Origin of the sequence: Actinoplanes sp. NPDC051513, assembly GCF_044454685.1 — a bacterium.
GTDB lineage: Bacteria > Actinomycetota > Actinomycetes > Mycobacteriales > Micromonosporaceae > Actinoplanes.
The window spans coordinates 1,037,542-1,053,524 of record NZ_JBITDW010000001.1; the positions used below are offsets into that span (position 1 = coordinate 1,037,542).

A 15,983-nucleotide genomic window follows, 5' to 3' on the forward strand; every position below is an offset into this window, starting at 1 on the left:
TGCGCCGTTTGCCGCTTTTTGAAAGGGGGTGTTGCATGTCCGATTTAACCGGTGACGAAGAAGGATCACGAGCAGCCAAGATCGCCCTGCGCAGTCAACTGATTACAGCACGACGAGCGCTCACTGCCAGCGACCGGTCCCTCGCGGCGTCCCAACTTCAAGGTCACATTCTTGATTTCGTACGTCGTGAGCACCCGTCCACGATTGCCGCGTATGTCCCGATCGGGCCGGAACCCGGTGGCGCCGACCTGCCCTCGGTCCTGGCCGCCCATGCCCGCGTCCTGCTGCCCGTCCTGTTGCCCGACGGCGATCTCGACTGGGCTGTTTTCTCGGGCTCGCTCTCCTCCGGTTTCTCGGGCTCGCTCTCCTCCGGGCCGCGTGGGCTGCTCGAACCCGATGGGCCGCGGCTCGGCACCGGCGCGCCCGCCTCGGCCGATCTTGTGCTGGTGCCGGCGCTGGCCGTCGACCGCTCGGGGATCCGCATGGGGCGTGGCGGCGGATCCTACGATCGAGCGCTGGCTCGCCTCCCCCAGCGGCGGCCGCCGCTGGTGCTCGCGCTGCTGCACGACGGGGAGTTGCTCGACTCGGTGCCGGCCGAGCCACACGATCGGGCGGTGCACGGGGTTATCACACCTCGTGGTGGCTTGACTCTCAACCGCGCAGCCGAGTGGACGAAATGACCTCCGATGGCGCAACATTGGCACTCGGAGTTGGCGAGTGCCAGCAGCCGACAGATCCGGAGGAGCCGTGCCTACCTACCAGTACGCCTGCACCGAGTGCGGTCAGCAGCTCGAGGCGGTTCAGTCGTTCTCCGACCCGGCGCTCACCGAGTGCCCGAACTGCCAGGGCAAGCTCCGCAAGGTCTTCAACTCGGTCGGCATCGTCTTCAAGGGCTCGGGCTTCTACCGCAACGACTCCCGCGCCGGCGCGGTGAGCGCCGAGAAGTCCAACGGTTCCGATGGCAAGTCCTCCGACGCCGCCGCCGCGACCACGTCGTCCTCGTCCTCGTCGGGCTCGTCCTCGTCGGGCTCGTCCTCGTCGGGCACGTCCTCGTCGGGCACGTCCTCGTCGGGCACGTCCTCGTCGGGCACGTCCTCTTCGTCGTCCTCGAGCTCGTCATCGGGATCGGGCTCGTCCGGCAGCGCGAAGGCCGCCGCCGCTTCCTGACCCACGCGACAACCGACAGCGCGCCAGGCCCTGGGCCTGGCGCGCTGCTTTGTGCATAGCAAAATCACCGCCTTGCCGCGGGTTGTCCACAGCGCGCGGTTGTCCACAGGCCTCGAGCGAGCGATCTTCGATCCGGCCTAACGTCCTGCCCCGACCACGGCACATCCGGCGGGCGGGAGGAACGGACCATGGGCAAGCCCGAAACGTCACAGTCAGGGCAATCCGGCCCTCGGGCACGGGGATCCGCACGACACGACGGACACCTAGATCCCGTGCGACGGCGCCGGCCGTCCCGCGGCACGCTGCTGCGTCTGGCAGCGGTCGCGGCGCTGCTGGCAACCGCCGCCTTCGCGTCGTGGTCAGCCAGCCGGTCCTGCACCGGCAAACCCGGCGCCGCGGCCGATCCTTCGCAGGGTTCCCCCACGGCCGCGGCGCCGGCCTCAGCCGCAGCAGCTCCGGCCGGCTCAGGTTCGGCCAGCTCGAGGGCGGCCAACTCCGGGTCGACCAACACGGGTGCGGCCAACGCGGGTGCGGCCGGCTCGGGGTCGACCAACGCGGGTGCGGCCGGCTCGGGGTCGACCAACGCGGGTGCGGCTGGCTCGGCCGGCTCGGGGTCGACCAACGCGGGTGCGGCCGGCTCGGGGTCGACCAACGCGGGTGCGGCTGGCTCGGCCGGCTCGGGTGCGGCTGGCTCGGCCGGGTCGGGTGCGGCTGGCTCGGCCGGCTCGGGTGCGGACGGCCCGGCGCATGCGGGCCAGGTCACGGTGCCGCCTGGCAGCTTGGGCGTCCCGATCCGGCTGGCCGACCCGACGGCCTTGAGCCTGGTCCGCCCCGGAAACCGGGTCGATCTGCTGCGCATGAACCGCGATGGCGGCCCCACCGCTGTGGCGGCCGCCGCCCTGGTCCTGAAGGTCACCGGCGCCGGCGACCCCACTGCCGGCGGCGGCCTGTTGCTGGCCCTGGCCCCAACCGAGGCCCAGCGCGCCGTGGTCACCCCCGGCCACGGTTTCGCGATCCTGATCCGCCCCGGCTGACGCCCTGCCACCCGGCTGACGCCCTGCCGCCCGGTGACGCCCTGCCGCCCGGTGACGCCCTGCCGCCCGTGACGCCCTGCCGCCCCCGGCTGACCCTCTGCCCGCCCCAGGCCCGCCTCACCCCCAGTGGGGCGGACGGTCCTCCCAGAGCCGCTCGTCGTTGGTGTCGCCGCGCTCGCCCCAACCCCGCTCGGTGTCGTCGCGGGTCTGGTCGGGCAGCACGGCCACCTCTTCCGACTCGAAGTCGACCTCGCGCTCGGCGTCGTTGTCGCGCTCAGGCTCGTCCAAGATGTCCACGGCTACGAGGGTAAGCCGCGCCGCCGAGACCGTCTTCCTCCTTCGGCTGTACCGTCGGTGAACGTGAGCTCCCCCACCGGCGTCCCGGACGACGCGTACTGGCAGCGCCCCGACCCCGCGGCCACCCCGCCCGCGCCGCCGCCGGCCCCGGCGCCCCAGCCCGCCCGGGGCCCCGGCTACCAGGGCCCACCCCGCGCGACCCCGCCCCCGCCGGACTGGCGACCGCCCACGATCGCCCAGCCTCCGCCCCCGCGCGCCCTGCCCCCACAGGACATGGACGCCCTGGATGACGCCGAGGGCTCGGCCCGCACGGTCACGTACGGCGTAGGGCTCGTGGCCGGTGCCATCGCCGTGATCCTCATCTGCCTGCTCTGCGCCCGAGCCATCTTCTAGAAACCGCGCTCCGGCGACCGCACTCCGGCCACCGCGCCCCGCCCGCCGCGCCCTGCCCGCCGCGCCTCGCTCACCGCGCTCCGGCCAAGGCGCCCTGCTTGCCGCGCCCCGCTTGCCGCGCCCCGCCCGCCGCGCCCTGCCCGCCGCGCCCCGCCCGCCGCGCCCTGCCCGCCGCATTTCCGCCTCCGCCGGCCGCCGTAAAGGCAGCCCGGCCGACGGAGGCGTCGTTTCTCGTGGTGGGACGACGTTCTAGTACGTGCCCCAGACCGCGGTAGCGCCCGAGTCGCCCGTGCGGAAGACGTAATAGCCCGAGAACACGGCCAGCACCACCATGGCCGCCGCCAGGACCCATTCGACAACCTTGGGAACCGAGCCGCGGCGGGTGAGGATGACCGCCACGATGCTGACGACCCCGAGGGACAGCGAGAACCAGAAGGTCATCGTGCCGAAGTGCATGTGGTCGTCGAGAATCTCCTTACCGTTGCCCTTCAGGCCCAGACCCACCAAACGGTCGTAGAGCTTCTCGCCGGACTCCTTGGCGACGAAGGTGGAGATCGGCGCGATTATCCCGAGCAGCAGGACGGCCCAGCCGATCTTCGCGCGCCACGGTCCCACGAGCGCGTACACGATGGCGCCCAGAGCCAGGAGCGGAACGAAGATGACCGCCGCGTGCAGCACGAGCGCGTGCACGGGCAGGCCGTTGATCTGGTCGAACAAGACGCCTCCTCGATCATGAACGGATCCGTCAGCCCGAAGTGTCTGACGCCGCAACATCCACTGTCTGCGCTTACGCCCGGCCGCCCACTGCGGTTCACCGGCAGACCGATCCTGTGATATCCCACCAGAACGGGGCACCTCGCAAGGTCACGAGTTGGGCTTTGCCGTGAACCGTGTTGTCATGGACCGATGTCCAGCAACGAAGATCTTCTACGCAGGCACGGCCTTCGGGTGACCAGGCCGCGCCTCGCCGTGCTGGAGATCCTCGCCGAGGGCGGCCACCTCGAGGTGGAAGACATCGCCGGCCGTGCCCGCACTCGCCTCGACTCGGTTTCGACCCAAGCCGTCTACGACGTGCTGGGCGCCCTGTCCCGGGCCGGCCTGGCCCGGCGCATCGAGCCGGCCGGCAGCCCGGCCCGGTTCGAGGCACGGGTGGGCGACAACCACCACCACATCGTCTGCCGGGGCTGCGGCGCGATCGCCGACGTCGACTGCTCCGTCGGCGAGCGTCCCTGCCTGACCCCGAACGAGGCGCAGGGCTTCGAGGTCGACGAGGCCGAAGTCACTTTCTGGGGTTTGTGCCCCGATTGTCAGGCCCGGCGCCAGGCGGACGAGGCAGTCTGAGACCCGCCCGGGACCCGCACGGGTCGCCATTTCTGAACGGGTTCAAGTTTTCCGCGTTTCCGTGGCAACCTTGATCGCATGAGTGGGGACTTGGGGCTGTTCGGGCCGGATTCCGTCACCTGGAAACTGCATCGGGAACCGATTCTGCTGCTCGGCGGGCTCCGCTCGCTCTACCTTCAGGCCTTGCACCCCCGCGCGGTGGCCGCCGTCTCGCAGAACTCCAGCTACCGCGCCGATCCCTGGGGGCGGCTCACCCGCACGTCCGCGTACGTCGGCACGGTTGTCTGGGGCACGACGGAGGAGGTGCGCAAGATCGCCTCCCGGGTGCGGCGCCTGCATTCCCGGATGACCGCGATCGACCCGCGCACCGGCGAGCACTTTCCCCTCGACGAGCCGGAGCTGCTGCGCTGGGTGCACGTGGCCGAGGTCGAGTCGTTCCTGACCACCGCGACCCGGGCGGGCGTGCGCCTCACCCCCGAGGAGATCGACGGCTACTACACCGAGCAACTCCTGGCCGCCGAGCTGATGGGCCTCGACCCCGCCACGGTCCCGGCCACGGCCACCGAGGTGGCCATGTACTACGACGAGATGCAGCCCCGCCTGAGCCTGACCAGGGAGAGCGTGGAGACGGCGCTGTTCCTGACCGTCCCGCCCGTCCCGGAGAACTGGGGCGGCCGGGCCTTCCGCCTGGGCCTCACCCTGGGCCCGACGCGCTGGGCGTACTTCGGCATAGCGGCAACCGCGATGGCCATGCTCCCGCCCTGGGCCCGCCGTATGTACGGCGGCCTGGGCTTGCCCACCACCGACCTGACCGCCGACCTCTCGGCCCGTGGCCTGCGCCTGCTGCTCTCCTCGGTCCTCTCGACCATCCCCCGCAGCCTCCGGGTAGCACCCATGCGAGAAGCCGCCCTGGCCCGAGCAGCCGCCGCCAACGCCGCCGCCCCTTCCTGACCCCGCGAGCGCACCCGCCCCTACTGACCCGCCGCGAGCGCCCCCGCCCTCGTGACCCGCCGCGAGCACCCACCGGCCCTTCCACACCCCACGGCGACAGCACCGAGCCCGCCCGCTCCCCGGCTGCCGAAATGCTCCTCAGTTGCCGAAATGCTCCTCAGTTGCCCAAATGCTCCACCGCAGCCCAAGGCTCCCGGGCCGGCGCTTGCTGCCCGGCCGGGCAAACCTTGCGGAAGTCACACCAGCTGCACAGCGACCCCGGATTGACCGGAAACTCCTCGTCGGGATCGGCCCCGCCGGCGACCGCCCGCTCGGCCGCCATGATGTCTTGCGCCGTTTCCTCGGCACGCCGCACCTGCCGGGCCAGCGATTCCTCGGTGTGCTCGTGAGCCGCGACCGCCGCGCTCGGCAGATGGTGCAGCTCGACCCGGTGGCACGGCCGCCGGAACACGCGCTGCGCGGCCCATGCGTACAGCGCCAGCGCCTGCGACCCGCGAGCATCATCGGCGTCGAGGCCCGAACGCCCCGTCTTGTAATCGACGATCACCGCCTCGCCGTCGCGGGAGTCGATGCGGTCGGCGCGCCCGTTGAAGGCGATCACCGACGTCTTGGTCGCCACCACCCGCTCGACCCCGAGCGGCTCTTCCTGCGGGTCGAGACCTGCCACGTAGGTCTCCAGCCAGCCCATGGCCGCCCGATACGTCGCTCGTTCCTGCTCGACATCGCGATAGCCCTCGCGCACCCAGGTCGGACGGAGCAGGCTCGGCAGTGCGCCCGGCGCGCGCCGGGCGACGGGCAGCGCATACCAGTTCTTCAGCGCCGTGTGGACGCTCGCGCCCAGCGAGTTGTGTGCCCAGGGCGCGCCCTTGGGCGGGGTGGGGCGGTCGACGTAGGAGTATCGGTACCGCCGGGGGCAGTCGACGAACGTGCCCAGCTTGCTCGGGGTGCAGACGAAGAGCCGCTCGGGCATGCCGTCGAAGCCGAGCTGCTCGGGGACCGACCTGGCGGGTCTGGTGGAAGCCACGCGGTAATCCTGCCAGCACCCCCCGACAAAAACTCAGGCGTACGCGGCGGTGTACAGCTCCACGAAGGCGTCCACCGCGTCGGCGATCAACTGCACGGCGATGGCCGCGAGCAGCAGGCCGGCGATCCGGGTCAGCACCTCGATGCCGGCCGGGCGGAGCAGTTTGACGATCACTCCGGAGTAGCGGAGGACGACCCAGACGGTGAGCATGACCAGCAGGATGCCGATGCCGATCACCGTGTAGTCGTTGAGACCATCGGCACGCTGGACGAACAACATGGTGGCGACGATGGCGCCGGGCCCGGCGAGCAGCGGAGTGCCGATCGGCACGAGCGCCACGTTGCTGGTGCCGCCCTGTTCGGCGGGCTCGTCGGTCTTGCCGGTGAGCAGCTGCAACGCGACGAGCACGAGCAGCAGGCCGCCGGCGCCCTGGAGCGCGGGCAGCTTGACGTGCAGGTAATCGAGCAGAGTCTGCCCGGCGACCGCGAAGCCCACGATGACGCCGAGGGCCAGCAGCACCGCCTGGGTGCCGGCCTTCATCCGGGCTCTGGACGGCATCGTCCCGGTCAGCGCCAGAAAGACCGGCACCATGCCGGGCGGGTCGACGATGACCAACAGGGTCACGTAGACCTCGCCGAGAAACTTGAGATTCACCCGAACAAGGTAGGGGTTGGCACGTTGTTCACGCAGGCCGGTGCGGTGAGGGTCACCCTAGGACCGGCACTCCGGTCGCCGCGGAGACGATCTTCTCGTACGCCTCGGGCGCGGTCGTGAACGCACCTAGCCGGACCGTCTTGTGCGTACCGTGAAAATCGGAAGATCCGGTGACCACCAGGCCCAGGTCTTCCGCCAGAGCCCGCACGTGCGCCCGCTCGGCGGACGAATGATCTTCGTGGTCGGCCTCGAGTCCGAAGAGGCCGGCCTCGGCGAGGTCGACGATCAGCTGATCGGGCACCACTCGCCCGCGTGACGTCGCCCTCGGATGTGCAAAAACGGGCACGCCGCCTGCCGCACGTACCGCCCGCACGGCTTCGAAAACATCAAGATCAGCCTTGGGTACGAAATACCGCGAGCCCAGCCATCGGGAGGCGAACGCCTCGTTGGTCGTATGGACGAGCCCGGCCCGGATCAGCGCCTGGGCGATGTGCGGCCGGCCGACCGACCCGCCCGCCGCGTAGCCACGCACCTCGTCCCACGTGATCGGCACGCCGTCGGCGCGCAGCTTCGTCACGATCTTCTCGGCGCGCTGCTCGCGGTCGGTGCGCAGGGCCAACAGGTCGGCGGCCAGCCGTGGCTCGGCCGGGTCGAACAGGTACGCGAGCATGTGCAGCGGGATCGGCCACTCGCCACCGCCGAACCAGCGACACGACAGCTCGGCGCCGCGCACTAGGATCAGTCCCTCGGGACGCGCCGCGGCCGCCTCGGCCCAGCCGCCGGTGGTGTCGTGGTCGGTGATCGCCATGACGTCGAGACCCGCACGCGAACCCGCCATGACCAGTTGCGCGGGTGTCAGGGTGCCGTCGCTGGCGGTCGAGTGGCAGTGCAGGTCGATTCTGGTCACCCGAAAACGCTACCGGCCAGGCACAACCCGCGACCGTACGGATCCGAGATCCCTTCGTCACATGCCCGCCGAACGGTGATCAGGCGTCGTCGCCGTCGCCGTCCTTGCCCAGCCGTGCCTCGACGGCCTGCGGCTCGTACATCTCCTCGACGACCCTCAGGTAGAGCTCGTTGGGGTTCGGCAGGTGCTTGACCTCGCGGAGCGCCTGATCTTGGCCGGCCGACTCGAGGACGAACGTGCCGTAGCTGAGCATGCGGCCCAGCGCGGACTGCTCGTACTTCATGTCGGTCACCCGCAGGAGGGGCATCATGGCCACCCGACGGGTGACGATCCCGTTGACCACCATGACCCGCTTGTTGGTCAGGATGAAGCGGTCGAAGTACCAGTCGAAGACCTTCCACGCGACCCAGCCGATCACTCCCAGCCAGATCAGCACCGCGACCGTCACCAGGCCGTCGATGTGCTGGCGGGTCAGGAAGCCGGCCAGGTAGCCCAGCGCGAGCGTGGCGCCGGCGCCGATCAGGAGCGGCGTGGAGAGGTGGATCCAATGCCTCTTCCACTCGCCGCGATAGCGCTCGGTCGGGAAGAGGTAGCGCGCGACCAGAGTGGTGGGCTCGTCCTCGAGCGGGAGCACGCGGCGCGGGCCGCCGCCACCGCCTTCGCCGAGGCCGGCCAGCTCTTCCTGGGTGATGATGGGCGGCTCGTACTCGCCGGCGTCCGTCGCGTAGCCCGCGTCGGGGTTGTAGCCGGCGTCGGGGTTGTAGCCGGCGTCGGGGTTGTAGCCCGCGTCCGGGGAGAAACCGGGACCGTCCGAATAGGGGCGCCGCCGGGTATAGGCATCATCGAACGCCGGATCTTCGTACCCGAAGCTCTCGTCATCGTCCCGAGGGCGCCCAGCACCCTCGCCTCGAGGCTCGTGCGGCTCAGCAGGACCACCCATGTAGAGATGCTAAGCGACGAGGTTGGTGAAGAACTGGCCGAAGCCCCGGGCAATATCGGCGATCGTCCCTCCGAGGGAGGCGAACACGTCCGCCGCCGAGTTCGGGTTGAAGGCGATGAAAAAGATCAAGAACGCGATACCAAGCCAGGTGAGAACCTTCTTGATCATGGCGGGCCTTCTCCTGTGGGTGCGGGTGACGGTCAGCGCCGCGGCAGTACTGACGGTATCAGCTTCGTCGCTCGGTGTGAACAATGTGACCGAAAAGCCGATACCGAAACCGCAGGTCAGGCCCCGCAATCAGGCCCGGCCGTGCAGGTACGGTGACGGCGCTCCGTACACGAGCTCGGGTGGCACCCCCTCGGAGAGGTCGTGCAGTACGACGTGCTCCGCGAGAAAGTAACCCGCGCTTGCGGGCCACGCTACCGCATAGAGCCACATTCCTTTTGCCTCACTCACGTAGGCACTTCGATCTTCCGGGGACTTGACGCACCACAGTGGAGTGGGGTGTCCGGCGGCCTTGATCTTGGCGTGCGGGCCCGGGTGTCCACTGGGGCCGGCCAGGGCTTCGGTGATCAGATATCCCGGGTCGATGCCGGGAATGCCGGCGAATCGCGTGCCCAGGCCGACGCCCGGAAGCTCGGCGATCAGAACCACATCGGCCGGCCCACCGCCCAAGGGCTCGGGGCCGCTGCACGAGATCGCGCTCGCACGTACGCCCAATCGGTCGTCACCCGCCCAGCCGACACCGGTCACCATCCAGCCGGCGGGCAACGGCCACGGGCACCAGAACGGAACCTTCTCCGATTTCGGCGTGCGCTGCCGCATCATGCTGTCGACGATCTCGGCACTGATGTGCTCGGCCACATGGAAGGGCGGAACGTCGCCGCAGTTGTCACAGCGCCAGTCGCTGTGCATCAGGTCCGGCTTCCGGACCTGCGCACCGCACCTGGGGCAACTCACCGTGACACCCACACACCTACCGTGCGGGTCGGCGAAGGCCTCGTCAAGCGGATCCGCAGAACCCGGACGTATCAGAAAGATTCACTCCGGCGGGGGTCCCGCATGAGCGCGAATCCACGCGTGCATGGCAATGCCGCTGGCCACCCCGGCGTTGATCGATCGGGTCGAGCCGTACTGCGCGATCGAGAACAGCTGACTGCACGCCGAACGGGCCGTGCCGGAGAGGCCGGGCCCCTCCTGGCCGAAGAGAAGAACGCACCGGCGAGGCAGGGTGACGGTCTCCATCGGGCGCGAGCCGGGCAGGTTGTCGATCCCGATCACCGGCAGGTCGAGCTCGGCGGCCCAACCCACGAACTCGTCGATGGTCGGGTGGTGCCGCACGTGCTGGTACCGGTCGGTGACCATGGCGCCGCGCCGGTTCCACTTCCGCAGTCCGACGATGTGCACCTCGGCCGCGAGGAACGCGTTGGCGTTGCGCACCACGGTGCCGATGTTGAGATCGTGCTGCCAGTTCTCGATCGCGACGTGGAAGTCGTGCCGGTGGGTGTCCAGGTCGGCCACGACGGCCTCACGCCGCCAATACCGATAGCGATCCACGACGTTGCGGCGGTCACCCTGCGCGAGCAATTCGGGATCAAACCAAGGATCGGACGGCCACTCACCGACCCAGGGGCCTACGCCGACCTCGGCGGACTCGCCGTCCGACGGCTCCGCCGCCACCGACCTGCCCTCATCCGCAATCATGGGCGGTTACGCTACCCAGCGGTGGTGGAGACGCAATGAGCGGCGGGGCCCTCCCCGGCACCCGCCGCCCACGCTCTGATGAGTTGAAGTCTGCCTTACCGTGCGTATCGATGTGAAGGACTTTCAGATGTGAGCCAAATCACATTTAGGTTTGTTAACCATTACCTTTGATACCGGGTGTTACGCAGGCAGGCAGGGGTGCGACCCGACCCGGGATGCGATGTCCCGGTATCTCGCTCAAAAACGGGCGTAGCAAGTTGCTTCAGAAATGAGAGCGCTCTCCCTACTTATCGTTACGATGAGTGGTCTAAGGCCAACACGGCGTTCGGAAATCGTGCCCCAGGACACGTGTCGCCACCCCGGAGAGCGGGAATGGGGCGGAGCGACGATGGGTTTCAACGCACGCAAGCCAATTTTCCCGTGGACGGAGACATCATGGCGACGGTTGCGCTGACCGCTGAGAACTTCGACGAGGTCACCAACAAGGGCGGCATCGTCCTGGTCGACTTCTGGGCCAGCTGGTGCGGCCCCTGCGTCCGGTTCGCGCCGACGTACGAGCGGTCCTCGGAGAAGCACCCGGAGATCACGTTCGGCAAGGTCGACACCGAGGCCGAGCAGGCTATCGCCGCGAAGTTCGACATTCGCTCGATCCCGACGATCATGGCCGTTCGCGACGGCGTCATCGTCTTCTCCCAGCCCGGCGCCCTTCCGGAGTCGGCCCTGGAGAACCTGATCGACCAGGTCGAGAAGCTCGATATGGAGGACGTGCGCAAGCAGCTCGCCGCGCACAGCCACTGATCTCGGCACCACATCCCGGCCCGCGGACCCGCTAGGTCCGCGGGCCATTTCGCCATCGCGACGCGCGCGGTTTCCGGCCGGGCGACACGCCGCCGACGAGTGGACAACGAGATCGAACATGTGTTCGAATCTCCCCCATGCGATGGTCCAACCTGTCGGCTCCCCACGACGGCGACCCGCTCCTTGACAGGGCGGCGCCGGCGGCTCCACCCCTGCCGCTGGCGCTGCCCGGCGCCACCGTCCGCACCTTCGACACACCCGGCTTCGCCGGCATGACCTTCTACGAGATCCGGGCGAAGAGCCTGATCAATCGCGTGCCGGGTCAGTCGCGGGTGCCGTTCCAGTGGACCGTCAATCCCTATCGGGGCTGCTCACACGCCTGCTCGTACTGCCTGGCCGGCGACACCCCGATCCTGATGGCCGACGGCACGACCCGTCCGCTCGCCGAGCTGCGCCCCGGCGACGCCATCATGGGCACGATGGGCGCCGGCGCATGCCGCCGCTACGTGCCCACCACGGTCCTCGACCACTGGCAGACCCAGAAACCGGCCTTCCGGGTCACGCTGGCCGACGGCACCCGGCTGGTGGCCAGCGGCGACCACCGCTTCCTCACCGACCGCGGCTGGCGCCACGTCAGCCCCGCCGAGCCGCACCAGCCGGCGCTCGCGGTCGGCGACCTGATGTTCGGGGTCGGTCACTTCGCCGAGCCGCCCAAGGAGTCCCCCGATTATCAGTCCGGCTTCCTCTGCGGCCTGATCCGCGGCGATGCCGCACTCACCACCCCGGCATCGGGCAGCCCCGGCCGCACGGCCCGTGAGAGCGACGCCTGGGTCCGCGCCGACCGTTACCTCGAAGACCTCCCCCTGCACGAGGCGCTGCGCTGGCCCGAGCAGCCCACCCCGGGGTGGTACAGAGGCTTCCTGGCCGGGGCGTTCGGGTCGACCGGCCGGTCCGACCGGCTCGCGATCACCTTCACCAGCGGCGACCAGCTCTTCCTCAGCCGGGTCACCGATGCGCTCACCCGGCTCGGCCTGCCCAGCCGAGCCCCGGTCACCACCCGCGCCGGCGCCTCGGCGAGCACCCGCCCCGGCGCCCCGGCGACCGTCGAGATCGACCGCGACCTGTGGGCGGCGCTGCGCTTCCGGCACCTCACCGGCATCGACGGCGCGCCGCTCGACGCCTCCGGGGTGGGCGTGCGCAAAAGCCGAGAACTCGCGGTTGCCGACATCGAAGACCTCGGCCTCACGCTCCCCCTGTTCGATATCTCCACCGGCACGAGCGACTTCATCGCCGACGGCGTGGTCAGCCACAACTGCTTCGCCCGGCACACCCATACCTATCTCGATCTCGATTCCGGCCACGACTTCGACACCAAGATCGTCGTCAAGGTCAACGCGGGCGAGCTGATCCGCCGCGAGCTGGCCGCGCCCCGCTGGTCCGGCGCGGCGATCGCGATGGGCACCAACGTCGACGTCTACCAGCGCGCCGAGGGCCGCTACCGCCTGATGCCCGAGATCCTGGCCGCGCTGCGCGATCACGCCAACCCGTTCTCGATCCTTACCAAGGGCACGCTGATCCTGCGCGACCTCGACCTCCTCCGGCAGGCGGCCGAGGTGACCAGCGTCGGTCTGGCGGTCTCCGTCGGCTTCGTCGACGAGACCATCTGGCGCTCGGTCGAGCCCGGCGCGCCCAGCCCCCGCCGCCGTCTCGACGTGGTGCACAGGCTGACCGACGCCGGCTTCCCCGTCGGCGTCCTGATGGCCCCGATCCTCCCCGGCCTGACCGACAACGACGAGTCCATCGAGGAAACGGTCGCCGCCATCGCCGCCGCCGGCGCCGTCAGCGTCACCCCCATCCCGCTGCACCTGCGCCGCGGCGCCAAGGAGTGGTACGCGTCCTGGCTGACCAGCACCCACCCCGCCTTGGCCCCGCGCTACCGCGAGCTCTACGGCGACGGCTCCTACCTCCCGGAGTCCTACCAGTCCGAGATAGGCGCCCGCGTCCGCATGGCAGCCCGCCGCCACGGCCTGCACCGCCCCGACCCGGCCCAGATCCGCAACGTCGGCCCACCCCCGGCCGCCGAGCCCCAGCCCCAGCCCCAGCCCCAGCAACTGACCCTGCTATGACCACGCCGCTCGGCCCACACCGCCCGCCCTCAACACCGTGCCGGCCCCGCGCTTACGCTGCGAGCCGGCCGACCGCCTCTGCCTTCACCGACCGCGGCGTCGACGGCTTCTTCTTCTCCTCGCCTCTCCCCCTTGCAGCGACGGCGCGCCGGTGGGGCTTTGTGACGTGCGGCGGGGCTGTGATGTACGGAGCAGTCGTGGGCGTTTCGCGTGACTACAGTCGATTGCATGAGGAGTGCACAGCAGATCCTGGCGGAGGCCAACGTCATCGCCGTGGTGGGGGCCTCACGGGACCCGTTCAAGCCTGCGCACACCGTTCCGCTGCAGATGCTCCGGCACGGCTGGCGAATCATTCCGGTCAACCCGTTCGCCGACGAGGTGTTCGGGATCAAAGCGGTCCCGACGCTGGCCGACATCGGGGAGCCGGTCGACCTGGTCGACATCTTCCGGCCGGCTCGCGACGCGGTCGAGATCGTGCGGCAGGCGATCGCGATCAAGGCGCCGGCCGTGTGGCTCCAGAGCGGCATCGTGTCGGCCCAGGCGCGGCGGCTCGCCGAGGAGGCTGGGATCGACTATGTGGAAGATCGATGCCTCGCGGTCGAGCGGGCCGTGGGCAGTCTGACGAGACTTTCCTGAGCCGGATTGTCCCGAGACGGGCCGCCTCGGTGCGAGACATCGGGGAAATTGAGTCTGATTGGCGTCGCTTCCTGGGTCGGAGTACGCCTATCGTGTCCCCACGTTTGTCCCGGCTAGTACGGTGCCGGGGAACGAGGAGGACCTCATGACTTATCCGACGTCCGGCGGCACGCCGGATCCATATCAGCCCCAGCAGCCCTACGGGCAGCAGCCCAGCGACCCGTCCCAGCCGTCGAGCGGACAGCCGTACGGGCAGCCGCCGTCCAGCGGACAACCCTACGGACAGCCTTACGGGCAGCCGCCGTCCAGCGGTCAGCCGTACGGGCAGCCGCCGTCCAGCGGTCAGCCGTACGGCCAGCCTTACGGGCAGCCGCCCACGAGCGACCAGCCCTACGGGCAACCGGGCTACGGGCAGCAGCCCTACGGCGCGCAGCCCGGCTATCCGCAGCCGGTCTACGTGCCGGTGGCCGGCACGAACACGATGGCGATCCTGGCCCTCGTGTTCGCGTTCATCTTCGCGCCGGTCGCGATCGTCCTCGGCCACCTGGCCAAGAAGCAGATCCGTCAAACCGGCGAGCAGGGCGAGGGCCTGGCCACGGCCGGCCTTTGGCTCGGCTACATCTTCACCGGCCTCGGCGTGCTCGTCTGCGCGTTCTACGTGGTCGCGATCATCTTCGCCGTCAACAACGGCATGGGCAGCAGCACCTACTGATCGGGATGGTCGGCCGGTCACCCGGCCGGCCAACCACCGAGTCTTCTCGCCTCCAGCTCATCGCGAGCCGGAGCCGCGGTGCCGCACGCCGACGCCGCCTCCGCGCTGTCCACGGTCAAGCGGCTTGCCCCGATCGCGACCCGCAAGGGGGTGCGGGTCGCCGTCAGTCAGGCGCCTGGCAAGCGGCACCTGGCCGCCATCGGACGCCTCGGCGGGCTGCTCGACCCGGCGCAGGGCGTAGGCCAGCAGCGGGCCGAAGGTCTCGACGTAGACCCGTCGAACGACAGCCCGTTCAGCGACGCCCCGTCGAGCGACAGCCCGTTCAGCGACGGGTCAGCGGAACTCGGCCTCGCGGACGCTGTTGCCGCCGTCCACGACCAGCATCTGGCCGGTGATGTAGGACGCGGCCGGAGAGCAGAGGAACGCGATCGCGGCGGCCACCTCGTCGGGAGTGCCGGGGCGGCCGATCGGGGTGCCGAGGCCCTGCTTGATCTCGGTCACCGTCGACGCGGCCGTGTAGATCGTGCCGGGGGCCACGCAGTTGACGTTGACGCCGTCGGCCACCAGTTCCATCGCCAGGGCGCGGGTCAGGCCGACCACGCCGGCCTTGGCCGCGGCATACGCCGCCTCGGTCGGGAGGGCGTTCACTGGGCCCGCCGTCGCGGACAGGTTGACGATGCGGCCCCAGCCCCGCTCGGCCATCGCGCCCTGGAAGGCGCGGCTGCACAGGAACGCCGTGCTCAGGTTGCGGTCGATCTCGGCCTTCCACTCGTCGTACGTGAGCTGGGCGACCGGGCGCAGCACCTCGGGGCTTGCCCGGCTCGCGAGGCCGGCGTTGTTCACGAGAACCTCGACGTCGCCGAGTTGGTCGGTGATCGCGTCGGCGAGCGCGCCCACCTCGGCCTCGTCGGTCAGGTCGGCCACGAAACCGGTGATGCCCAGCTCGGCGGCCCGCTCGTGGATGCGCCTGGTGGTGGAGACGATCGCGACGCGGGCGCCCAGATCGCGCAGGCGGCGGGCGGTCGCGTACCCGATGCCGTCGGGGCTGCCCGCGCCGGTGACCAGCGCGACCTTTCCGTCGAGGCGGAGCGTCACGGGCGCCTCGCCCGGCTCCGAGACTTCCGCCGGAGCGTCGGCCGCGTCGGCCGTGTCGGGGGCGTCGGGCACGTTGGTGCGCGGCCGGCGGCCGGCCGCGGGACGGGTGGCGTCGCGCCGAGAACGGCTACCGCTGGCAGAGCGGGCGTCGAAGACCATGCGGCGATCCTGCCCCGTCACATGGGCCAGGGCAAACATCGCACC

At 70.2% G+C, this 15,983-nt stretch carries 20 protein-coding genes and 1 pseudogene; 10 read left to right on the top strand and 11 right to left on the bottom strand.

What is annotated here, in order from left to right; genetic code table 11:
• Nucleotides 1–35: 35 nt before the first annotated feature.
• A complete protein-coding gene (locus tag ACIA5D_RS05030; RefSeq protein ID WP_396028602.1) occupies nt 36–680 on the top strand; it encodes a 5-formyltetrahydrofolate cyclo-ligase in 645 nt (214 codons plus the stop codon).
• 67 nt (nt 681–747) lie between these two features.
• Nucleotides 748–840, top strand: a pseudogene (locus tag ACIA5D_RS05035) (FmdB family zinc ribbon protein); the annotation flags it as partial.
• Nucleotides 841–902: 62 nt separating this feature from the next.
• Here ACIA5D_RS05035 and ACIA5D_RS05040 read toward each other — a convergent pair.
• Nucleotides 903–1,172, bottom strand: a complete 270-nt coding sequence (locus tag ACIA5D_RS05040; protein ID WP_396028609.1) for a hypothetical protein — start codon at nt 1,170–1,172, stop codon at nt 903–905.
• Nucleotides 1,173–1,439: 267 nt separating this feature from the next.
• Between ACIA5D_RS05040 and ACIA5D_RS05045 the strand changes: the two genes are divergently transcribed.
• Nucleotides 1,440–2,201 carry a hypothetical protein gene (locus ACIA5D_RS05045; protein WP_396028500.1) on the top strand — a complete coding sequence of 254 codons (762 nt, stop codon included), beginning with the start codon at nt 1,440–1,442 and terminating at the stop codon, nt 2,199–2,201.
• 117 nt (nt 2,202–2,318) lie between these two features.
• Here the strand turns inward: ACIA5D_RS05045 and ACIA5D_RS05050 are convergent, their stop codons facing one another.
• Complete coding sequence (locus tag ACIA5D_RS05050; protein ID WP_396028501.1) at nt 2,319–2,498, bottom strand: hypothetical protein; 180 nt, start codon at nt 2,496–2,498, stop codon at nt 2,319–2,321.
• A gap of 63 nt (nt 2,499–2,561) precedes the next feature.
• Here ACIA5D_RS05050 and ACIA5D_RS05055 point away from each other — a divergent pair, with 63 nt between their 5' ends.
• Nucleotides 2,562–2,891, top strand: a complete 330-nt coding sequence (locus ACIA5D_RS05055; protein ID WP_396028502.1) for a translation initiation factor 2 — start codon at nt 2,562–2,564, stop codon at nt 2,889–2,891.
• 249 nt (nt 2,892–3,140) lie between these two features.
• Here the strand turns inward: ACIA5D_RS05055 and ACIA5D_RS05060 are convergent, their stop codons facing one another.
• Nucleotides 3,141–3,608, bottom strand: coding sequence for a DUF2231 domain-containing protein (locus tag ACIA5D_RS05060; RefSeq protein ID WP_396028503.1), 468 nt, complete (start codon nt 3,606–3,608; stop codon nt 3,141–3,143).
• Between the two features lie 189 nt (nt 3,609–3,797).
• Here ACIA5D_RS05060 and ACIA5D_RS05065 point away from each other — a divergent pair, with 189 nt between their 5' ends.
• Nucleotides 3,798–4,232 (top strand): Fur family transcriptional regulator, encoded by a 435-nt coding sequence (locus ACIA5D_RS05065; RefSeq protein WP_396028504.1) that lies wholly within the window; start codon nt 3,798–3,800, stop codon nt 4,230–4,232.
• A 78-nt stretch (nt 4,233–4,310) separates the two neighbouring features.
• A complete protein-coding gene (locus tag ACIA5D_RS05070) occupies nt 4,311–5,183 on the top strand; it encodes an oxygenase MpaB family protein (protein ID WP_396028505.1) in 873 nt (290 codons plus the stop codon).
• Between the two features lie 157 nt (nt 5,184–5,340).
• On the opposite strand, the gene ACIA5D_RS05075 is transcribed toward ACIA5D_RS05070, so the two are convergent.
• The 7 genes from ACIA5D_RS05075 to ACIA5D_RS05105 all read right to left on the bottom strand — a co-directional run bounded on the left by ACIA5D_RS05075 (nt 5,341) and on the right by ACIA5D_RS05105 (nt 10,412).
• Nucleotides 5,341–6,153, bottom strand: a complete 813-nt coding sequence (locus ACIA5D_RS05075) for a RecB family exonuclease (RefSeq protein WP_396028603.1) — start codon at nt 6,151–6,153, stop codon at nt 5,341–5,343.
• A gap of 87 nt (nt 6,154–6,240) precedes the next feature.
• Nucleotides 6,241–6,861, bottom strand: a complete 621-nt coding sequence (locus ACIA5D_RS05080) for a MarC family protein (protein ID WP_396028506.1) — start codon at nt 6,859–6,861, stop codon at nt 6,241–6,243.
• 52 nt (nt 6,862–6,913) lie between these two features.
• Nucleotides 6,914–7,768, bottom strand: coding sequence for a PHP domain-containing protein (locus tag ACIA5D_RS05085; protein ID WP_396028507.1), 855 nt, complete (start codon nt 7,766–7,768; stop codon nt 6,914–6,916).
• A 79-nt stretch (nt 7,769–7,847) separates the two neighbouring features.
• Nucleotides 7,848–8,708, bottom strand: coding sequence for a PH domain-containing protein (locus ACIA5D_RS05090; protein WP_396028508.1), 861 nt, complete (start codon nt 8,706–8,708; stop codon nt 7,848–7,850).
• Nucleotides 8,709–8,717: 9 nt separating this feature from the next.
• Nucleotides 8,718–8,876, bottom strand: a complete 159-nt coding sequence (locus ACIA5D_RS05095) for a hypothetical protein (protein WP_020512937.1) — start codon at nt 8,874–8,876, stop codon at nt 8,718–8,720.
• Nucleotides 8,877–9,005: 129 nt separating this feature from the next.
• Nucleotides 9,006–9,680, bottom strand: a complete 675-nt coding sequence (locus ACIA5D_RS05100) for a DUF6758 family protein (RefSeq protein ID WP_396028509.1) — start codon at nt 9,678–9,680, stop codon at nt 9,006–9,008.
• 69 nt (nt 9,681–9,749) lie between these two features.
• Complete coding sequence (locus ACIA5D_RS05105) at nt 9,750–10,412, bottom strand: TrmH family RNA methyltransferase (RefSeq protein WP_396028510.1); 663 nt, start codon at nt 10,410–10,412, stop codon at nt 9,750–9,752.
• 435 nt (nt 10,413–10,847) lie between these two features.
• Here ACIA5D_RS05105 and trxA point away from each other — a divergent pair, with 435 nt between their 5' ends.
• The 4 genes from trxA to ACIA5D_RS05125 all read left to right on the top strand — a co-directional run bounded on the left by trxA (nt 10,848) and on the right by ACIA5D_RS05125 (nt 14,684).
• Nucleotides 10,848–11,210, top strand: coding sequence for a thioredoxin (trxA, locus tag ACIA5D_RS05110; protein ID WP_396028511.1), 363 nt, complete (start codon nt 10,848–10,850; stop codon nt 11,208–11,210).
• 137 nt (nt 11,211–11,347) lie between these two features.
• Nucleotides 11,348–13,336: an intein-containing Rv2578c family radical SAM protein gene (locus tag ACIA5D_RS05115; RefSeq protein ID WP_396028512.1), complete on the top strand. Its 1,989-nt coding sequence runs from the start codon at nt 11,348–11,350 to the stop codon at nt 13,334–13,336.
• 228 nt (nt 13,337–13,564) lie between these two features.
• Entirely contained in the window at nt 13,565–13,972 is a 408-nt protein-coding gene (locus tag ACIA5D_RS05120) for a CoA-binding protein (protein ID WP_396028513.1), read from the top strand.
• A 145-nt stretch (nt 13,973–14,117) separates the two neighbouring features.
• Entirely contained in the window at nt 14,118–14,684 is a 567-nt protein-coding gene (locus ACIA5D_RS05125) for a DUF4190 domain-containing protein (protein ID WP_396028514.1), read from the top strand.
• 333 nt (nt 14,685–15,017) lie between these two features.
• On the opposite strand, the gene ACIA5D_RS05130 is transcribed toward ACIA5D_RS05125, so the two are convergent.
• Nucleotides 15,018–15,938 carry an SDR family NAD(P)-dependent oxidoreductase gene (locus ACIA5D_RS05130; RefSeq protein WP_396028604.1) on the bottom strand — a complete coding sequence of 307 codons (921 nt, stop codon included), beginning with the start codon at nt 15,936–15,938 and terminating at the stop codon, nt 15,018–15,020.
• Nucleotides 15,939–15,983: the final 45 nt, after the last annotated feature.